This is a genomic window from uncultured Thiocystis sp. (assembly GCF_903866365.1).
In the GTDB taxonomy this organism is placed as follows: domain Bacteria; phylum Pseudomonadota; class Gammaproteobacteria; order Chromatiales; family Chromatiaceae; genus Chromatium.
In genome coordinates this window covers 1-19467 of record NZ_CAIPNF010000015.1, presented here as the reverse complement: position 1 = coordinate 19467, position 19467 = coordinate 1, and the positions used below count along the sequence as shown (strand labels likewise).

Sequence of the window (19467 nt, the reverse complement as noted above, 5' to 3'; positions counted from 1 at the left end):
TCGCCTTTGCGCGTGCGGCCAAACAGGCGCGGACGGGTGTATTGGTCGATGATCGGGGTCAGCGAGTTCATCAGCAGCACGGCGAAGGCCATCCCTTCGGGATACCCGGCGAAGGTGCGGATGACCCAGGTCAGGAGTCCGACACCGAGGCCGAAGAGCAACTGACCCTTTTCGGAGACCGGCGAGGTCACATAGTCGGTGGCGATGAAGAAGGCCCCGAGGAAGGTCGCGCCGGAGATGACATGAAAGAGTCCAGGGGCGAAGCGGGCCGGATCCAGCAGGTTGAACAGGGTGCCCATCAGGAACAGCGTCCCCAGCACCGTGACCGGGATATGCCAGGTGATGATGCGCCGGCGCATCAGGAACAGACCGCCGAGCAGGATCAGGAGCGCCGAGGTCTCGCCCAGACTACCGGGTTTGTAGCCGGTCGCCAGATCCATGAGATCCGGGGTATAGGTCAGATTCGTGCCGCGGCCGTATTCGACGAGCGACTGGAAGACCGGAATCCCCCGTGACAGCTCGGTCTTGACATAACCCAGCGCGGTGGCGGCGGTCACGCCGTCCGGCACCTGTCCGCCGAAGGTGATGGCGATGGCGTCCGCCAGACCGGGCGCGCCGGCCGAGAACAGCGGATGGGGCGTAATCCAGGCGGTCATCACCACCGGGAAGGACACCAGCAGGGCGACGCGCGCGACCATGGCGGGGTTGAACAGGTTCTGACCCAGTCCGCCGAACGCCTGTTTGGCCAGCGGGATAGCGAAGACGGCGCCGAGCACGCCGATCCACCAGGGCGCCCAGGGCGGCAGGGTCATGGCCAGCAGCCAGCCGGTGAGGACGGCCGAGCCGTCGCTCAGGGTGCGCGTCACCGGCCGCCCGGCCAGCGCCAGACAGATGGCCTCGGTCACCACGCAGGCGCCGATGGTGACGCCGAACAGAAAGATCGACGGCCAGCCGAACAGATAAAGATTGAAGAGCGTGGCGGGCGACAGGGCCAGGATCACCGTGAACATGGTCTGCTGGACGGTGTTCGTGCTGTGAGCGAAGGGGCCGCTTTTGGTGGTCTCGCCGCCGATCATGACTGGACCTCGTTGGCGGCGGGCGCTGCCTTGGGCTTGCGGGCCGCGCGCTGGGCGGCGAGCCGCTCCTGACGTGCCGCATTGGCCTCGACCAGCATTTTCGTCCGCTCGGTTTTGCGCTGCTCGCGATCCTGTGCGTTCAGGGCGCCCTTGGCGTAATTGAAATAATGGACCAGCGGAATATGCGAGGGACACACCCAGGAACAACTGCCGCAGGAGACACAGTCCGCGAGTCCAAGCTGCGCCGCGCCGTCCAGATCGTCATGGCGGATATGCGCCGCGAGTTCGACCGGCGACAGACCGCAGGCACAGATGTTGACGCAGGCGCCGCAGCGGATGCAGGGATCGGCGGGGCGCTCGTTGATCTCCTCGGCGGTGAGCGCCAGGATGCCCGAGGTGCCCTTGACGACCGGCACCTCCAGATTCGGCAGCGGCGTGCCCATCATGGGGCCGCCCTGAATGATCCGTTCCGGGCGCTGCGCGAAGCCGCCGCAGAAGTCGATCAGATCGGACACCCGCGCGCCGATGGGCGCTTCGATATTCTTGGGCTCGCGCATCGCCCCGCCGCTCACCGTCACCACGCGGGCGATCAGCGGACGGCCCAGACGCACGGCCTGATGGACGGCGCGCGCGGTGGCGACGTTATGCACCACCACGCCCAGATCCGCGGTCAGCTTGCGCGCCGGGGTCTCCAGTCCGGTGATCGCCAGCGTCAGATGACGCTCGGAACCCATCGGGTACTTCACCGGCAGCGCCGCGACTTCGATGTTCGGAAAGGCGCTGGCCGCGACCGTGATCGCCGCCAGCGCCTGCGGCTTGTTCTCCTCGATGCCGACGACGATCCGGGGCGCACCCAGCGTATGCGCCATGATGCGGGCGCCATCGACGATCGCCTCGGCGTGCTCGCGCATCAGCCGGTCGTCGCAGGTCAGATAGGGCTCGCACTCGGCGCCGTTAATCAGCAGGGTGTCGATGCGGTACTGGATGCCCAGGTGCAGCTTGACCGCCGCCGGAAAGGTCGCGCCACCCATGCCGACGATGCCGGACTCGGCAACACGCTCCTCGATGACCTCGGGGGCGACCGCGAAGGGATCGGCGATGGGCTCGGGCAGCGCCGCCCACTCATCCCGGCCATCGGGCTCGATGACGATGGTCGTCTGCGGCAGGCCCGACGGATGGGGGGCGGGGATCTCGGTCACTTCGACCACGCGCCCGGAGGTGGAGGCGTGATGGTGCGCGGAGATTGGTCCCTGTCGGCGCGCGATGACCTGGCCCTTTTTGACCAGATCGCCTGCGGAGACCAGGATCTCGGCGGGCGCGCCGATGTGCTGTTGCAGCGGGATATAGAGTCGGCTGGGCAGCGGCAGCGCCTCGATGGCGCGCTCGCCGCTCAACTCCTTGCGGTATTCGGGATGGATACCGCCACGGATCGGGAAAAGCTTCATGTATTTGACGGCTCCAGGGACACCGTGAAAGTCGCGCCGCGGGCGCTCGAAATCCCCCCGCTGGGAAGAGGGGCGGGGAGAAGGACGTTAGTGCGTATGGGTCGAGGCGGGCTTCGGCCAATGCCACGCGGCAAGGGTGAGCGGGATTTCGACCATGCGAATCGCATCGGTGGGACAGACCTGAGCGCACTTGGAACAGCCGTGACAGACTTCGACGACGATCGTGTGCATCAGCTTGCTGGAACCGATAATGCCATCGACCGAACACTCCTTGACGCACCGCGTGCAGCCGATACAGAGTTCCTCGTCGATGACCGCATACACGGGCACTCGCGGCGCGTGATCGGCCAGATCGACCGTCACGCCCAGGCGTTTGGCCAATTGTTCGGCCACGGCCTTGCCGCCCGGCGGACACAGGGTCACCGACGCCTCGCCCCTGGCCAGCGCCGCCGCCGCCTGAGCGCAGCCGACGAAGCCGCATTGACCGCACTGCGAGCCCGGCAGCATGGCCTGAAGCTCCAGTTCCAAGGGGTCTTCCTCGACGGCGAGCAAACGCGCCGCGACACCCAGCATGCCACCCAGGGCAACGCCCATCGCCGTTAAACTGCCAACCGCCATCAACATTGTTTCAGCCCTCAGGTGGTACTAATGCCAGAAAAACCCAGGAATGCCAGCGCGAGGAGGCTGGCGACGATGAAGCCGATCGGCGGGCCGGCGAACAGAGGCGGCACCTCGGCCAGCGCCAGACGCTCGCGCAGCCCGGCGAAGATGACCATGACCAGGCTGTAGCCGAGCGAGGAGGCAAAGGCGAACAGGGTCGCCGCGATGAACGTCATCTTGCCCTCGACCAGCAGCAGCGCGACGCCCAGCACGGCGCAGTTGGTGGTGATGAGCGGCAGATAGATACCGAGCATCTGAAACAACGGCGGCGAGACCTTGCGCACCGTCATCTCGGTGAACTGCACGGCGCCGGCGATCACCAGGATGAAGGTCACGGTGCGCAGATAGCCCAAGCCATAGGGCACCAATAAATAGTGTTCGACGGCCCAGTTCGCCATCGAGGAGACGGTGATGACGAAGGTCGTCGCCAGCCCCATGCCGATGGCGGTATCGATCCGGGTCGTCACGCCCATGAAGGAGCAGAGACCCAGGAAACGGGCCAGGATCACGTTATTGACCAGCGCCGCGCCGACCATCAGAAGAATGTATTCCTGCATGTTCAGACCCCGTTAAACCGCGTCCAGCGCGACAGGCGTTGTTTTAAGTGACATCAGCCTTGCTGGCCACCAACGACGATCAGTCGCACGCGGTTTAGATAATAAAAATGTAAAAAACTGAAACCGCGTCAGCGCCAACGTGCCTGGAGTCCGGCGATCTCGATCCGATCCGCAAGCGACGCCGGCCCTGCCGGACGCGGTTTACTCGATTCGACAGGTTTCGCCGGCACTGGCGCGGCGCAGAAAACGCGGGGCGAGCTGACCGCGGGCACCGAGCCAACGGGCGCCCCAGCGCGCGGCGAGCAGGCCGACGCCAAGCCCCGCCAACATCGTCGCCATGGTGATCCCATCGCTTCCGGCGATCCACTGCGCCACCCCACCGGCGCCCAGCATGATGCCCAGCGGGAGCGCATAGGCGGTTCCCGATGCCTTGAGCAGCGCACGCGCATCGACCCCGACCACCACCCGCTCGCCGACGGCGAGATGCGCATCGTTGACGAGCGGGAAACGGCGCATCTCCAGCCGACTCGCGGTCGTACCGATGCCCTTGGCCCCGCACAGACCGGATGCCGCGCAGCCGCCGCAAGAGGTGGTCTGTTCGGGTTCGAGCCAGGCCAGCCTGCCCTCCACCGCCACGACACGCGCCAGACCCTCCACCAGCTCCGGTTGGAGCGGGTCTGTAGAATCCTCCGGCGCGGGAACGTCGATCGACATGGCGAGTGACCTCGATTGGGAATTTGCTCGAAAAATCAGTGCGGCTTGGCATTGCTGCATCGCGTCAAAATACTGTAACCCCAACCAGCACCGTCATGCAATGTTGAAAATATCGATTCATTGTATAAAAACGGTATGCTGTCATGCCGAACCCGCTCGCGGCTCAGTGACCCGGATCGCCTTTGGCGCTAGACTGCGCCCCCACGCGGTGCCCATGGTCGCCGCACCCTCAATCGCTGGAGACCTCATGCCCATTCCGACCCACGAGATCGACGCCGCCGTCACCGCCTGCATCTATGACCGCGACGAACGCAAAGCCCCTGACGAACACCGTCGCGGCAAATTCCTGAACGGCTGGGAGGATGCGACCCGGCGCGACAAGGTTTACGCGGCCGACGCCCTGGAGCGGCTGACCTGGAAAAATCTCGGCTATCGCCTGGGACAACGCTTCGGGGCGCTGGAAGCCGCGCGGATCGACAGCGTCTTTGCCTATCTGGCGGAGGCGTGGCAGGAGCCCAAGGTCGTCGAGTGACCGGACACCGCTTAAATTTCAGGCTGGTTCTGGCCGGTCTGTTGTGGTGTGCCCTGGTGGGTCTGTCGCTCGCCTGGAATATCCATCAGGCCAACGAGCAACGCCAGGAACTAGCGCTCGAAACCGCGCGTTCCTTTTTTGACCAGATCGTCATCACCCGGCGCTGGAATGCCCGTCATGGCGGCGTCTATGTCCCGGTGACCCCGGAGACCCAGCCGAATCCCTACCTCAAGGATCCGCGGCGCGACCTGCGAATCTCCGATGACCTGACCCTGACGCTCGTCAATCCCGCCTTTATGACCCGACAACTGGCCGAGATCGCCCAGCAAAGCAAAGGGGTGCAGTTCCACATCACCAGTTTGAAGCCGCTGCGCCCGGAGAACCAACCCAGGGATTGGGAAGCCGATGCCTTGCGTCAGTTTGAACAGGGTCTTGCGGAGAAGGGAGAGATCGTCGGCGGGCGGTCCTATCGTTACATGGCGCCGCTCATCACGGAGCAGGCGTGTCTGCGCTGCCATGAAGAACAGGGGTATCGGGAAGGCGACGTGCGCGGCGGGATCAGCGTGACGTTGCCGCGCGTCGCCGCGATCCCGCTCGCCGCGCTGACCTTCAGCCATCTGGCGATCGGTCTGAGCGGGCTGTTGGTCATCGCGATCATGGGCCAGATGTTGAGCGGCTATCATCACCAACTGCGCGAACTGGCGATGGTGGACGCGCTGACCGGGGTGCGCAATCGACGCTTCTTCAACGAACAGTTCCAGCAGGCGTGGCAGTCCGGGCGACGGCAACAGACCCCGCTCGCCGTGATTCTCTGCGATATCGACCACTTCAAGGATTACAACGATACCTTCGGTCATCCGGCCGGGGATCAGTGTCTGCGGCAAGTCGCCCAGGCGCTCCAGGAGAAGTTGCGGCGCGGCGGCGATTCCTGCGCCCGCTATGGCGGCGAAGAATTTGTCCTCGTGCTGCCGAACACCGGTTTGCCGGGGTTACGGAACGTCGCCGAGGCGCTACGCCTGGCGGTGATGGCCTTAAATATCCGTCACCCCAACTCGCCCACCGGCTGCGTGACCATCAGTCTTGGGGGCACGGTTGCCGAGGATGCCTATCCCGAGCCGGAGGTGCTGGTCCAGCAGGCGGACCAGGCGCTGTATCAGGCGAAGCAACGGGGTCGTAATCGCTGCGAGATCCACGCCATTCCCCGGGATCGCGTCGCGACCATGATGACGGGATGATCGACCGCACGATCACGCGGGCAAACCCTTGGGGAGTCCGATTCTGGAGACTCCGCCCGGCCGAGCCGGGCGGTGCCGCACGCATTTACCGGACCAGCGTAACCGGGATCCCCGCCAGATGGATCACCTTGGTCGCCACCGATCCCATCAGGAGATTCCCGAGCCCCCCCCGCCCATGCGTCCCCATGACGATGGCGTCGCAGCCCTGCTCGGTGGCGAAGGTCGCGATGGTCTGCGCGACCGGGCCGATCAACACCTGGGCGAGATAGGGGAGTCCAGCATCGTCGAGCAAGGCGCGCGCGGACCGCAGGTCGCTTTCGCCCTCGGCTTGCTGGGTCTGCGCGATCTCCTCCTCGGTCATGAAACGGCGTACTTCCCAGGCATCGATCGGTTCACGCACATTGAGGAGATGGATTTCCGCCGGCGCCTTGCAGCGAGCGAGTTGAATCAGATGACGGACGGCGCGTTCCGCGGATTCCGAGCCATCGACCGGTGCCAGAAACTTAATCATCGATTTGTCTCCTGATTGACCTGTGGCATGGTTTCAAGCTGAACCGTCGATGGTTGACCGTGCATGGCGCTTGCGGCTGGCGTTGCCGCCGACGGTGCCACATGCGGTTGCCAGCCGAGGGTGAGCATGAGGGCGGCGAAGCCAACCACATAGGCCACCGCGACATGCCAGCCGTGACGCAGCCAGGAGCCGACCGATTTGGCCTGCGGGTACAGATTCGAGAGCGCCACGCCGGCGGAGCTGCCGAACCAGATCATGGAGCCGCCGAAACCGACCGCGTAGGCCAGCATCCCCCAATCGAATCCGCCCTGCTCGATGGCCAACGCGGTGAGTGGGATGTTGTCGAAGACGGCGGAGACGAAGCCCAGCGTAAAGGCGGAATACCAGGAGGCTTCCGGCAATCTTTCCACGGGCATCATGGAGGCGCAGACGACCAGCGTGAGCAGGAAGAGGCTGCCCTTGATGGCTTCCGGTAGCAGGCTCCACTCAGGCTTGCGCAGCCGGGCGGCAAGCAGAATGGCGACCCAGACCGCAATGCCAAGCACCGGAAAGGCGTTCGCCAGATCCTTGAAGCCGAAGTTCATGACGATGTTGGTCGCGACGGCGGCGATGAGAATCCAGGCGACGATGCCGAGGCGGGGCCAGTCGATCCGGCTGCCTTCCGGGACATCGCAGACGATCGGCGAGAAGCGATGCTGCTGGAGCGCGGCGGGGATGCCGAAAATCACCAGGGCCACGCCGGCGGCGACATAGGCGTGGAAGACCTCCAGCGGCGCAATGCCGGAAATCCACATCATGGTCGTCGTGGTATCGCCCACCACGCTCCCGGAGCCGCCGGCATTGGAGGCCGCCACGATGGCCGCGAGATAGCCGATATGCACCCGCCGCTGGAAGACGGTGAAGGCGACGGTGCCGCCGATCAGGGCGGCGGCGATGTTGTCGAGGAAACTCGACAGCACGAAAATCGCGACTAGCAGCGCGAAGCCGCCGAGCCAGCCGTCCGGCAAGTAACGCGGCAGGATTTGCGGCACTCCGCTGTCCTCGAAATGCCGGGCCAGCAGGGCGAAACCGAGCAGGAGACCGAGCAAGTTGGCCAAAATCACCCATTCGCCGACCAGGTGCCCCGCGAGGCCGGTAAGCCCCGTACCCGCGTGGAAGCCCGAGAACGCGAGTTTGTAGGCCACGATGGCGGTTAGTCCGGTCAGGGCGACGGGGAGGGTATGATGGTGAAAAAAGGCCACCCCGAGCAGGGTGGCCGCGAAGAGGATGAATTCGGTCGGAATGCCGAAGACCGCGATTTCCTGCGTCACTGGCGAGGCAATGGCCGCGAGCGGGGCTAGCAGACAGGTCAGGATCAGAGCGATCATCACGGGCCGGGGCATGCGCCGGGAGCGCGAGGATTGGTGGACGCGGGATGTCCAGGCGGATAGGGGATTCAATCGAGCAACCTCTTTAACGGCATGAATTGTTGTCAATAGGTTTCCCGGCGGTGGTGAGGGGACCATCCTTGAGTGGATCGTCTTGCACCGCCAGGGTGCTTCCCGGTGCGGGAGTTGCGGCGTGCGAAGCGGTTTAGGTGACTTCCGGGAAAGCGTCTGCCGATGCTCCGTTCGCCTTTGGCTGCGCGCTTGTCACGCAGTCGAAACGGACAATCGTCGCTGCCTTAGCCGCGCGAATGTTGATCGGGCGTGGCCGAGGGATCGGCGGAAGCCGGCGCGGCTGGGGTAGACGATGGCGAAGGAGGCTTGGACGCCTCTTCCAGAATGGTCTCCAGCGGCTTGGAGACGGCCTGCTGCTTGAGAATTTCAGCGAGTTCCCCCGCCTTCAGTTCGCGGTCGATCTCCTGTTTGACCGAGACCAGGGTGCGTCGTGCCCGCCCGAGCCACATGCCGGCAACGCGGGCGAGCTTGGGCAGTCGCTCCGGGCCGACGACGAGGAGCGCGACGACCGCGACCATGATCAGTTCCGAGAAGCCGACGTCAAACATGATGGGTCAACCTGGTCTGTCGAGCGTGGTTCAGGTGCGATTCTTGTCCGTGTCTTGGCTGGTTTTCGACGTTGAAACCTGAGGACTGGCGGCCTGTCCGCTGGTCGGTTGCTCATCGTCGACCTTGTCATCCTTGTCTGCGTTCGCCATCGAGCTACGGAAGCTTTTGATCGCACTACCTAGATCGGAGCCGATATTTTTCAATCGCTTGGTGCCAAACAGCAACAAAACGATGATCAGGATGATTAATAACTGCCAGATACTGATGCCGCCGAGTCCCATGCGTTTCTCCGTCTCGCCACAACCGTGGACGAATTGATGTCAGGGTGGACTGTCGCGGGCCGATGGTCCGCGTCAGTCTTAAAGGATTGCCGCCAACCTATGACAGGTCGCTTGACGAGGCGCCAGATCATAACCGAACCAACTGCTGTCCGGAAGCGATGCACCGATGTTTGGTTGCGCAACGATGGTTGGATTCTAGCCGGGATTGAGAAAGGTCAGCGAAACCGCGTCCAGCGATGGCATCCGTGGTTTTCGAGTAAACTCGACTTCGTTCGCGCCATCCTCCGCCGTATTCACTCTGGACGCCGTTCAAGATGCGCATTCACCTCATCAGTGTCGGGCGTCGGATGCCCGGCTGGGTCGAGGCGGGCTACGCCGAGTATGCCAAGCGTCTGCCGCCCGAGTGCGCGCTGCATCTGGTGGAGATCGACCCGCTGCGGCGCGGCAAAGCGACGCCGCCGGCGCTGGCCCGCGAGGAGGAAGGCAGGCGCATCCTGAAGGCGATTCCCAAGGGGGCAGGCGTGGTCGCGCTCGATGTCCAGGGGCAGTGCTGGAGCACCGAGACGCTGGCGCGCTATCTCGGCGACTGGCTGTCCGAAGGCCATGACCAGGCCCTGCTGATCGGCGGTCCGGATGGACTCGCGCCGGAGTGTCTGGCACGGGCCAGGCAGCGCTGGTCACTGTCTGCTCTGACCTTTCCGCACCCCTTGGTACGGGTGATTGTGGCCGAACAACTCTACCGTGCCTGGAGTCTGATGCAGGGGCATCCTTATCATCGTGGCGGCTGAACACCAGATCTATCTTGCCTCCCGGTCGCCACGTCGGGGCGAACTGCTGACTCAGGTTGGGGTGCGGTTCGCGGTCATCGCCGCCGACATCGACGAGACGCCTCGGCCCGAGGAGTCGCCCACCGAGTATGTGCGCCGGATCGCGCTGGAGAAGGGCCGAGCGGGGAGATCCGTTCTGCCGGAGCGCGATGGTCGTCCCGTGCTGGCCGCAGATACCGCGGTGGTCAGCGAAGGGCATCTTTTGGGCAAGCCCCGCGATCGCGAGGATGCCGCGCGCATGCTGCGCTTGCTGTCCGGCCAAACTCATCGCGTTTTGACCGCGGTGGCCCTGATCGCGGGGGCGCGGGAGTGGGTCGAGATGAGCGAAAGTCGCGTGACCTTCCGACCGATCCGCGAGGAGGAAATCCGGCGCTACTGGCGCACCGGAGAGCCGCTGGACAAGGCCGGAGGCTATGGCATTCAGGGCCATGGGGCCTTGTTTGTCGCCGCGCTGGAGGGCAGTTACTCGGGAGTGATGGGTCTGCCGCTGTTCGAGACCGGACGCCTGCTGGAGCAGGCGGGAATCGAACTCCTGCCCGCGCAAGCCGTTTGATTCGCCCCCATCCGCCCGCTACCGTCATCACTGACAACTGACAACTGACAACTGACAACTGACAACTGAGACAACGATCCCGTGAGCGAAGAAATCCTGATCAATGTGACACCGCCCGAGACCCGGGTTGCCGTGGTCGAAAACGGCGTGGTGCAGGAGATCATCATCGAGCGTGCCGAGCGGAGCGGTCTGGTCGGCAATATCTACAAGGGCCGGGTGTGCCGGGTGCTGCCGGGGATGCAGGCGGCCTTCGTCGATATCGGCCTGGAGCGCGCGGCTTTTCTGCACGCCTCGGACATTCTCGGCGTCCAGGGCGAGCCGCGCGAGGATCATATCCACGAATTGGTGCACGAGGGCGACATGGTCGTGGTCCAGGTGGTCAAGGATCCGCTTGGTACCAAGGGCGCGCGCCTGACCACCAATATCTCGATCGCCTCGCGCTATCTGGTCTGCATGCCCGCGATGGCCAGCACCGGGGTGTCGCAGAAGATCGAGGATGAGGAGGAACGGCGTCGGCTGCGCGACATCCTGCAACGTTATGTCGACGCTCATGAGGGCGAGGGCGGTTTTATCGGTCGCACCGCGGCGGAGGGCGTCAGCGAGGAGGCGCTGTGCAAGGACATGGCCTTTCTGGCCAAATTGTGGCGCGGCGTGAAGCAGCGCTGCTCGGTGGTTAACGAGATCAGTCTGATCCATGACGATCTGCCGCTGGCGCTGCGCGCGCTGCGCGATCTGGTGACGCCCGAGGTGGAGCGCATCCGCATCGACTCCCGCGCCATGGTCGATAAGGCATTGCCCTTCGCGGCCAAGTACATCCCGGAGATTAAGGATCGCATCGACCACTATCAGGGCGCGCGTCCGCTGTTCGATCTGTACGGGATCGAGGACGAAATCAAAAAGGCGTTGCTGCGCAAGGTGAGCCTCAAGTCCGGTGGCCATCTGGTGATCGACCAGACCGAGGCCATGACCACCATCGATGTCAATACCGGTGCCTTCGTCGGACACCGTAATCTGGAAGAGACGATCTTCAAGACCAATCTGGAGGCGGCCCAGGCGATCTGCCGGCAACTGCGGCTGCGCAATCTCGGCGGGATCATCATCATCGATTTTATCGACATGACCGAGGACGAGCACAAGCGCCAAGTGCTGCGCGCGCTGGACAAATGCCTGGCCCGCGATCATGCCAAGACGCATATCACCGAGGTCTCGTCCCTGGGTCTGGTGGAGATGACGCGCAAACGCACCCGCGAGTCGCTGGAGCATGTTTTGTGCGAGCCCTGCCCCTGTTGCGGCGGGCGCGGTTCGATCAAGACCGCCGAGACCACCTGTTACGAAATCTTTCGCGAAATTCTGCGCGAATCGCGTCAGTTCGAGGTGGAGACCCTGCTGGTGCTGGCCTCGCAGGAGGTGGTCGACCGTCTCCTCGACGAGGAATCCGCCCATCTGGCCGAGCTGGAGTCGTTCATCGGCCGCCCGATCCGGCTTCAGGCGGAGGCGCTCTATACCCAGGAACAATATGACGTGGTGTTAATCTGATTGTATTCAGTTGGCCGTTGGCGGATTGAATTTGAAGCGATTTCCGGAAAGCGTCTTACCCATCGAGAGGCCGCCAAGCGTTGATTCCGGTTGAAACGTTCCCCGTAACCGCCCGAGGGCTTTAACGATCGCTTGCGCAAACCGGCTGAACCAATGCGTCGACTCAAACGTTTTTCCGCGTTTTTCCTGACGCTTGGCCTGGCGGCCTTGGTCGCCCTGGCCTTGCTGATGTCAGGGGCACGTCTGGCGTTGCCCTGGTTCGAGGGTTCTCGGGATGCGCTGGCGCAGTCCCTGAGCCAGCGGCTGGGCTATCGGGTGTCGATCGGCGCGCTGCATGCGCGACTCTCCGGTTTCGCGCCGCGTCTGGTTCTCGATCAGGTGCTCTTGTCCGATCCGCGCACCGGCGCCGAGGCGCTGCGCCTGAAGGCGGTGGAACTGGATCTGGATGTGCTGGGTTCCCTGCGCCTGGCGTCGCCCCAGTTCCGCCGCATGACCCTGGTGGGGGCGTGTCTGACGGTGGAGCGTACCCGCGATGACCGGCTGCGACTCGTCGGCTTCGAGGCATTGCAAAACGATGACCCAAGGATGCTAGAGCGGTTTCTGGGGCAGGGGCGTCTCAACCTCGTCGAGAGCGAGATTCGGTTTGTCGATGCCGGGCGGGGCAGGGCGCCGCTGCGTCTGACCGAGGTCGATCTGCAGCTACGCAACGCTGGCCGAAGCCATCGGCTCGATCTGTCCGCGCGTCCCGTTCCAGCCGCGCCAGTCCTTGACCTGGAGCCGAATGGCAGCGCCAGCCAGTTGCGCTTGAGCGCCCAACTGTCCGGAGCGCCGGCCGACCTTCGGTCCTGGAGCGGTCAACTCCAGGCCAGCCTCGCCGGGACCGATCTGGGCTGGCTGGCGCCGTCGGCGTTACTGAACGGGTGGACGCTCGCGACCGGAAGCGTCCGGCTCGAAAGCTGGCACCGGGTCCGCGCTGGCCGGCTGGAACAATCGCTGCTGCGAGTCGACCTGCTCGGGCTTTCGCTGCACCCCGGCGCCGCATCGTCCGAACCGGGCGGGAGACTTGACGAGTCCCGGCCGCTGACCCTGTCGCGCGTGCGTGCGCTGGCGCGCGTCCGGCCGCAAGACTCGGGTTGGCGGCTGGAGATCGCCGATCTGAACGCCAGCGTTGGCGGCGCCGATCTCTCGGATCTCGCGCTCGCTCTGCGTTTTAACGCCGAGGGGGCGGTCTCGCATCTCGCGCTCGCCGCCGACCAACTGGAGCTTGCCGAGGTCGCCGGGATCCTGCGCGCGAGTCCCTGGCAACTGCCCGAGTCGGCGGCGCGCCTGCTGGAGGCCCAGCCGCGAGGGCGGGTGACCGATCTGCGGTTGCGGGCCGAGGGGCTGCCGCCCCGTCAGCAAGACCGGCCGTTGCGCTGGCAGGTATCGGCGAAGCTGTCCGAATTCGGCTGCGAGCGGACGGACGCCGCGCCTGGATTCGCGGGGCTCGGCGCCCGTCTGTCGGCCGATCAGGATGGCGGCGCGCTCCAGCTTAGCGCCACCGGGTCGTCCCTGGATCTCAGTCCGCTCTTCAGCGAGCGACTGAACCTGGATCGGCTCAGCGGACGGCTGGACTGGCGGCGCGATCCGACCGGCGTCTGGCAAGTGTCCGGTCGCGATCTCCATCTGGAGAACGCCGATCTGGCCGGGCAGGTCCGCTTCGGACTGACGCTGCCGCCGGCATCCGATCCCGATCGCGGCGGCGGTCCCTTCCTGGATCTGCGCGCGCGTTTTCACGACGGCGATGCCTCCCATGTCCGCACCTATCTGCCCGTGGGCATCATGCAACCGGAGCTGGTCGGCTGGCTGTCCGAGTCGATCGTCGCGGGGCGCGTGACCGAGGCCGATCTGGTGCTGCGCGGGCCGCTCGCCGATTATCCCTTTCGCCAGCAGCAGGGACGGTTTGAACTGCTCCTGGCCTTCGAGGATTTGCTGCTGGAGTATCAAAAGGGTTGGCCGCCCATCGCGTCGGCCGCCGGGCAACTGCGCTTTCTCAATCAGGGGTTGGACATTCGGGTCGAGCGCGGTCGTCTCTACGACAGCGCCTTTTCGGGCGGGCAGGCGCGGATCCCCGATCTCTGGGGGGCGGAGCGCATGCGTATCCACGGCGAGGCGCAAGGGCCATTTTCCGACGGTCTGCGCACGCTGAAGGAGACGCCGCTCGCCAATCCTCTGGGGCGACTGGCCGACGTCATGTCGGTCAGCGGCGATTCGCGGCTCGCGCTCGATCTCGATCTGCCACTGGTCAAGGATGGGCATCTGGGGGTCGCGGGCCAACTCACCTGGCCCGCGCCGGCAACCCTGAGCATCCAGGGCACGCCCTTCAGTCTGTCAGAGCTGGGCGGAACCCTGAAGTTTACCGAGAAGAGTCTCGACGCCGAGGCGCTGACGGCCCAACTCTGGGGACAGCCGGTCCGCCTGTCCATCGCCACCGAGGGCGCGGACGAGCCCGCCACCTCGCGCACCCGGATCGGCGCGCGGGCACGCACGCCGGTCGCCGAGTTGGCGCGGCGCTTCCCCAACCCGACGTGGGCAAGCCTGAGCGGCGCGCTCGATTGGGATCTGGCGGTACGCTTGAAAAATCGCGAGGTTGGCGAGGCGTTGCTAACCCTCGACTATCGCCTGTCCTCCCGCTTGCAGGGTCTGTCCATCGCGCTGCCGCCGCCATTGGGCAAACCGGCTCCCGCCGCGCGGGATCTGGAATTGGCCGGAACCCTGACGCCGGGTCGGTCCCTGGAGATGGCCGGTCATCTTGGCGATCTGGGGGGCAATCTGCGCCTGGATCTGGAGCTGGACGCGCCCCGTCTGACCGGCGCGCATCTGCGGCTGGGCGCAACCTCGGCACCCGCGCCGGAGCGGGCTGGCGTCTTCCTCGATGGCGCGCTGAAGGAGCTTGACCTGGCGGCCTGGACGGAGTGGTTCGCGTCCATGCAGCCGCCTTTGGGCGCGGCTTCCGGGTCCGCGCGGGCGGAAGACGGGACGCCTGAACTGGCCGGCGTGCAACTGCGGATCGACCGTCTGCGCCTGGGCGAGCTTGAGCTGCACGGGCTGGCGCTCGACCTGGCCCCGCCGACGGATGGCTGGGATCTTCGGGTGAGCGCCGATGAGCTCGCCGGGCGGATTCGTTTCCCGCCGACGGTGGAGCGTCGCCCGCTGAATCTGGAGTTGGAGCGGCTGGATCTGCGGCCCCTGCTGTCGCGATCCAAGGACAGCAAACAGACGCGCGTGGCGGACACCAAAGGGGGGCGGTCCATGAAGCTCCCCGCGCTCGATCTGCGGGTGAGCGAGCTGCGCTGGGGCGACGCCTCGCTGGGCCGGCTCGATCTGGGGCTGCGTCACGATCCGCTGGGCATCCGGCTACCGCGCCTGACCCTGAATGGCCGCCTTCTCGACCTGAGCGGCGAGGGCGAGTGGCGGCGCTCCGGCGAACGCGGACACAGCCGAATCGCACTGGCGCTGAAGGCACCGGATCTGGGCGCGCTTCTGCATGTGCTCGATGACACCAGCGGGCTGGAGGCCGGTCAGGTCACGGCGACGCTGCAATTGACCTGGCCGGGTGAATTCGGCGCTTTCGACTGGCCGAAAGCCGACGGCAACATCGCGCTTCAGGTGGGAGACGGGCGGCTGCTGGAGGTGGAGCCAGGACTCGGACGGGTGCTTGGATTCCTGAATTTCGCGGCACTGAATCGGCGCCTGGCGATGGATTTTACCGATCTCTATGGGCAGGGTTTCGCCTTTGAAACCATGGGCGGGCGAATCACGCTCGGCGACGGCAAAGCCGGTGTTGACGGCTTCGCCATCGACGGACCGGCGGGCAAGGTCATGGTCGAGGGCCTGACCGATCTGGTGGCCCAGCGCTTCGATCAGACGGTGACGGTCGAACCCAAGCTCGGTTCGAGCGTCGCGTTGGCGAGCGCGGTCGCCGGCGGCCCGGTGGTCGGCGCCGCCGTCTATCTGGTCGACCGGGTGGCGGGCAACCCGATCGATCGACTCGGTCGCTATCGTTATCGGGTGACCGGACCCTGGAGCGAGCCCGCCTTCACGCGCCTCGGCTGGGAGCCGCTGATCGGCGCGAGTGCGATCGGCGAGGACGCCGAAGCGTCACCGCCCACGACCGAAACGAACCTGTTTCTGGATTTGGAATGAGCTTCCGGTTTCGGGGTGGTGGGTCTGGTGGTATCGTTCCAACAGTGTCGCGGTTCCCGCCGCTCCGTCTTGCACCGTTGTCAAAACCCGGCCTTGGCTGGCGCGGCGGGTCCAGGGACTGGTATCCGCGTCACTGGAATCGATTCAGCAGCCGATTAACAGCCGGTCCGATACGCCCTTGCGAGCGTCGGACCGAGCGGTGAACATCATGACAAAAAAACTCAAGCTCGGCGCGGTCCAGATGGCGACCGGTCCCAATGTCAACGCCAATCTGTTCGAGGCGGAGCGTTTGATCAAGGAGGCGGTCGACAACGGTGCCAGTCTCGTCGTCCTGCCGGAAAATTTCGCCTTCATGGGCAAGCACGGCCAGGACCAACTGGCGCTGCGCGAGACGGATGGCGAGGGCCCGCTTCAGTCGTTTCTGTCGCGCCTTGCCAAACAGCATGGCATCTGGCTGGTCGGCGGCACCATCCCGATGGTGGCCGAAGACCCCAGCAAGGTGCGCGCGGCCTGTCTGGTCTACAACGAACAGGGCGAGCGCATGGCCCGTTACGACAAGATCCATCTCTTCGATGTCACCCTGCCGGGGGTTGACGAGCGCTATCACGAATCGGCTTCCATCGAGGGTGGCAATCAACTGGTAGTGCTCGATAGTCCGTTCGGGCGTCTCGGGATTGCGGTCTGTTATGATCTGCGTTTTCCCGAACTGTTTCGGACGATGCTCGACAGTAGCGTCGAAGTGCTGGCCATCCCCTCCGCCTTTACCGCGATCACCGGCAAGGCGCACTGGGAGACCCTGGTCCGCGCCCGCGCTATCGAAAATCTGGTCTATGTCGTCGCCGCGGCGCAGGGCGGTTTTCATCTGAACGGCCGCGAGACCCATGGACACAGCATGATCGTCGATCCCTGGGGTACGGTGCTGGCGCAGGTCCCGCGCGGACGCGGCTGCATCTGCTGCGCGGTCGACCAGGAATTCCAGAGTTCGGTCCGGCGCAACTTCCCCACCATCGATCACCGGCGTTTGAAATGCGCCTTTTAAGCCTTGTTCCTGATGAGAGAGCCGTTCCCCGCCTATGAATGACCCGATTGCCATTGCCCGCGACAGCATCCTGGCCCCCGCCGGTCTCGTCGAACACGATCTTGACCGTCTGCTGGGCCGCCTGACCAGTTCCGTGGTGGATGCGGCGGATATCTACTTTCAGTCCAGCCGGCTCCAGTCCTGGGTGCTTGAGGACGGCATCATTAAGGATGGCAACTTCAGTATCGAGCAGGGGGCCGGGCTGCGGGCCGTCAGCGGCGAGAAGACCGGGTTTGCCTATTCGGACGAACTGCAATTCCCGGCCCTGGCGCAGGCCGCCGAGGCGGCGCGTTCAATCGCCCGTGGCGGTCAGGAGGCGCGGGTCAAGGTCGGCCATGCCTTGAGCGAGCGGCGGCTTTACGCCCCGATCAACCCGATCGAGAGTCTGGCCGATCCGGAGAAGGTCGCGCTCCTGCATCGGGTGGACGAAGAAGCGCGTCGTCTCGATCCGCGCGTGCGCGAGGTGACCGCCAGCCTGGTCGCGGCTCAGGATACCGTGCTGGTGCTCGCCGACGATGGCAGTCTGGCGGCGGACATCCGTCCGCTGATCCGCATGAGCGTGAACGTCATCGTCGAGCAGGACGGGCGGCGCGAGCAGGGTTCCAGCGGCGGCGGCGCCCGCACCGATCTGGGGTATTTTCTGGCCGAGGATCGCGCCCTGGGTTATGCCCGCGAGGCGGTGCGTCTGGCCCTGACCAATCTGGATGCCGAGGACGCGCCCGCCGGAACCATGACCGTGGTGCTGGGCGCCGGCTGGCCCGGCGTGCTGCTGCACGAGGCCATCGGCCACGGACTCGAAGGCGACTTCAACCGCAAGGGCAGTTCGGCCTTCGCCGGGCGCATCGGCGAGCGAGTCGCCGCGCCGGGCGTGACCGTGGTCGACAATGGCACCCTGGAGGGCCGGCGCGGCTCGCTCAACATGGATGACGAAGGCACCATCACCCAGAACACGGTGTTGATCGAGGACGGCATCCTGCGCGGCTACATGCAGGACAAGCTCAACGCCCGGCTCACCGGCAGCGCGCCGACGGGCAACGGCCGGCGCGAATCCTACGCCCATCTGCCCATGCCGCGCATGACCAACACCTATATGCTGGCCGGCCAGCACGACCCCGCCGAGATCATCGCCTCGGTCAAGAAAGGTCTGTATGCCGTCAACTTCGGCGGCGGTCAGGTCGACATCACCTCCGGCAAGTTCGTCTTCTCCGCCAGCGAAGCCTATCTGATCGAAAACGGCAAGATCGGCCGCCCGGTCAAGGGCGCGACCCTGATCGGCAACGGACCGGACGTGCTGACCCGCGTCAGCATGATCGGCAACGATCTGAAGCTCGACGAAGGCGTTGGAACCTGCGGCAAGGAAGGTCAAAGCGTGCCGGTCGGGGTGGGGCAGCCGACCTTGCGGGTGGATGCGCTGACGGTGGGCGGGACATCTCAATAAGCCGCGGAAGAGCCCCGCGAATCCAACCCCGCCCGGAGTCCCGTATCGCTGCGGAGGGTTGTGCTGCGCTTGGTCACCCGAATGGACGGTGGATCTTTAGCCGACCGTGGCGCAACGGCTCCAGATCACCACAACCGTTCAATCCCAAAGCCGTCGAACAGGCTCTCATTGCTGACCAGGGTCAGCCCTTCGATCTGGGATTGCGCGATGAGCATGCGGTCGAACGGGTCGCGGTGCTCGCCCGGCAAGAGTCCGGCGCGGCGCGCGTGTTCAACGGCGATCGGAAGCGAAGCGAATTGCTGCTCGGCCAAGATTTCGCTGAACCGATCTGCGACCTCGATCGCGCCGGGGAGTTTCCCGATTCTGACTTTGGTGGCGATCTCCCAGGCGGAGGCCGCGCTGACGATCACTTGGTTGTCCGATTCGCCGATCGCGGCCTGCGCGGTCACCGGCAATCGATGATCGCCATCGAGCCACCAAAGCAGTGCGTGGGTGTCGAGCAAGAGGCGCATCGGTTACTCTTCCCATGCCTGTAATTCTGCTTCAGGCAGGGGCTCGAAAAAACGCCCGTCCACGCGCGCGCGGCCACGCAACGCACCAAACCGCCGGCCGGAGGTCGCGGGCTGAATGGCGGTTAGCCGGGCAACCGGAATGCCCGCCTTGGCGATGATCACCTCTTCGCCCCGGCTCGCCTGCTCGATGAGCTTGGATAATTGCGTCTTGGCGTCGTGAATATTGACTTGCAGCACGATTTTGCTTGACACTCGTTTAGCTAACTCACGTTTCGGAGTTGAAGTTCGCCATGGCGATCGTCTCAGACCTCCATAGAATCAGTCTCTGCGCCCTCCAAT

General features: G+C 65.0%; 19 protein-coding genes. 8 read left to right on the top strand and 11 right to left on the bottom strand.

The window, feature by feature from the left end; translation table 11 throughout:
• The 5 genes from QZY07_RS00535 to QZY07_RS00515 all read right to left on the bottom strand — a co-directional run.
• The coding region (locus tag QZY07_RS00535) for an RnfABCDGE type electron transport complex subunit D (protein ID WP_295398928.1) at window positions 1-1076 on the bottom strand (1076 nt) is incomplete at its 3' end.
• Window positions 1073-2521 (bottom strand): electron transport complex subunit RsxC, encoded by a 1449-nt coding sequence (gene rsxC / locus QZY07_RS00530; RefSeq protein WP_295398926.1) that lies wholly within the window; start codon window positions 2519-2521, stop codon window positions 1073-1075. The genes QZY07_RS00535 and rsxC, both read right to left, overlap by 4 nt.
• A gap of 87 nt (window positions 2522-2608) precedes the next feature.
• Window positions 2609-3139, bottom strand: coding sequence for an RnfABCDGE type electron transport complex subunit B (locus QZY07_RS00525; RefSeq protein WP_363183494.1), 531 nt, complete (start codon window positions 3137-3139; stop codon window positions 2609-2611).
• A gap of 17 nt (window positions 3140-3156) precedes the next feature.
• Window positions 3157-3738 (bottom strand): electron transport complex subunit RsxA, encoded by a 582-nt coding sequence (gene rsxA / locus QZY07_RS00520; protein ID WP_295398922.1) that lies wholly within the window; start codon window positions 3736-3738, stop codon window positions 3157-3159.
• Between the two features lie 201 nt (window positions 3739-3939).
• Window positions 3940-4452: a SoxR reducing system RseC family protein gene (locus tag QZY07_RS00515; RefSeq protein ID WP_295398920.1), complete on the bottom strand. Its 513-nt coding sequence runs from the start codon at window positions 4450-4452 to the stop codon at window positions 3940-3942.
• Between the two features lie 247 nt (window positions 4453-4699).
• Here QZY07_RS00515 and QZY07_RS00510 point away from each other — a divergent pair, with 247 nt between their 5' ends.
• Together QZY07_RS00510 and QZY07_RS00505 are read left to right on the top strand one after the other, a co-directional pair.
• Window positions 4700-4984, top strand: a complete 285-nt coding sequence (locus QZY07_RS00510; RefSeq protein ID WP_295398918.1) for a hypothetical protein — start codon at window positions 4700-4702, stop codon at window positions 4982-4984.
• Window positions 4981-6219, top strand: coding sequence for a diguanylate cyclase (locus QZY07_RS00505; protein WP_295398916.1), 1239 nt, complete (start codon window positions 4981-4983; stop codon window positions 6217-6219). The genes QZY07_RS00510 and QZY07_RS00505 overlap by 4 nt, the downstream gene beginning before the upstream one ends.
• An 85-nt stretch (window positions 6220-6304) precedes the next feature.
• Here QZY07_RS00505 and QZY07_RS00500 read toward each other — a convergent pair whose 3' ends face one another.
• From QZY07_RS00500 to tatA, 4 genes are all read right to left on the bottom strand, one after another.
• Window positions 6305-6730 (bottom strand): universal stress protein, encoded by a 426-nt coding sequence (locus QZY07_RS00500; RefSeq protein WP_295398914.1) that lies wholly within the window; start codon window positions 6728-6730, stop codon window positions 6305-6307.
• Window positions 6727-8112, bottom strand: coding sequence for a citrate transporter (locus tag QZY07_RS00495; RefSeq protein ID WP_295398912.1), 1386 nt, complete (start codon window positions 8110-8112; stop codon window positions 6727-6729). The genes QZY07_RS00500 and QZY07_RS00495 overlap by 4 nt, the downstream gene beginning before the upstream one ends.
• Window positions 8113-8393: 281 nt before the next feature.
• The gene (tatB, locus tag QZY07_RS00490; protein WP_295398910.1) at window positions 8394-8717 is read right to left on the bottom strand and encodes a Sec-independent protein translocase protein TatB; all 324 of its coding nucleotides are present in this window, start codon (window positions 8715-8717) and stop codon (window positions 8394-8396) included.
• 30 nt (window positions 8718-8747) lie between these two features.
• The gene (gene tatA / locus QZY07_RS00485; RefSeq protein ID WP_295398908.1) at window positions 8748-8999 is read right to left on the bottom strand and encodes a twin-arginine translocase TatA/TatE family subunit; all 252 of its coding nucleotides are present in this window, start codon (window positions 8997-8999) and stop codon (window positions 8748-8750) included.
• A 314-nt stretch (window positions 9000-9313) separates the two neighbouring features.
• On the opposite strand from tatA, the gene rlmH reads away from it, so the two are divergent.
• The 6 genes from rlmH (at window position 9314) to tldD (ending at window position 18616) form a co-directional block, all read left to right on the top strand.
• Window positions 9314-9787 carry a 23S rRNA (pseudouridine(1915)-N(3))-methyltransferase RlmH gene (gene rlmH / locus QZY07_RS00480; protein WP_295398906.1) on the top strand — a complete coding sequence of 158 codons (474 nt, stop codon included), beginning with the start codon at window positions 9314-9316 and terminating at the stop codon, window positions 9785-9787.
• Window positions 9777-10379 carry a nucleoside triphosphate pyrophosphatase gene (locus QZY07_RS00475; protein ID WP_295398904.1) on the top strand — a complete coding sequence of 201 codons (603 nt, stop codon included), beginning with the start codon at window positions 9777-9779 and terminating at the stop codon, window positions 10377-10379. The genes rlmH and QZY07_RS00475 overlap by 11 nt, the downstream gene beginning before the upstream one ends.
• 81 nt (window positions 10380-10460) lie before the next feature.
• Window positions 10461-11915 carry a ribonuclease G gene (rng, locus tag QZY07_RS00470; RefSeq protein ID WP_295398902.1) on the top strand — a complete coding sequence of 485 codons (1455 nt, stop codon included), beginning with the start codon at window positions 10461-10463 and terminating at the stop codon, window positions 11913-11915.
• A gap of 153 nt (window positions 11916-12068) precedes the next feature.
• Complete coding sequence (locus QZY07_RS00465; RefSeq protein ID WP_295398900.1) at window positions 12069-16100, top strand: YhdP family protein; 4032 nt, start codon at window positions 12069-12071, stop codon at window positions 16098-16100.
• Window positions 16101-16308: 208 nt separating this feature from the next.
• The gene (locus QZY07_RS00460) at window positions 16309-17139 is read left to right on the top strand and encodes a carbon-nitrogen hydrolase family protein (protein ID WP_295398898.1); all 831 of its coding nucleotides are present in this window, start codon (window positions 16309-16311) and stop codon (window positions 17137-17139) included.
• Between the two features lie 34 nt (window positions 17140-17173).
• Complete coding sequence (gene tldD, locus QZY07_RS00455) at window positions 17174-18616, top strand: metalloprotease TldD (RefSeq protein ID WP_295398897.1); 1443 nt, start codon at window positions 17174-17176, stop codon at window positions 18614-18616.
• A 125-nt stretch (window positions 18617-18741) separates the two neighbouring features.
• Here the strand turns inward: tldD and QZY07_RS00450 are convergent, their stop codons facing one another.
• Window positions 18742-19128, bottom strand: coding sequence for a type II toxin-antitoxin system VapC family toxin (locus QZY07_RS00450; protein WP_295398895.1), 387 nt, complete (start codon window positions 19126-19128; stop codon window positions 18742-18744).
• A 3-nt stretch (window positions 19129-19131) separates the two neighbouring features.
• Window positions 19132-19368, bottom strand: coding sequence for a type II toxin-antitoxin system Phd/YefM family antitoxin (locus QZY07_RS00445; RefSeq protein ID WP_295398930.1), 237 nt, complete (start codon window positions 19366-19368; stop codon window positions 19132-19134).
• Window positions 19369-19467 lie beyond the last annotated feature (99 nt).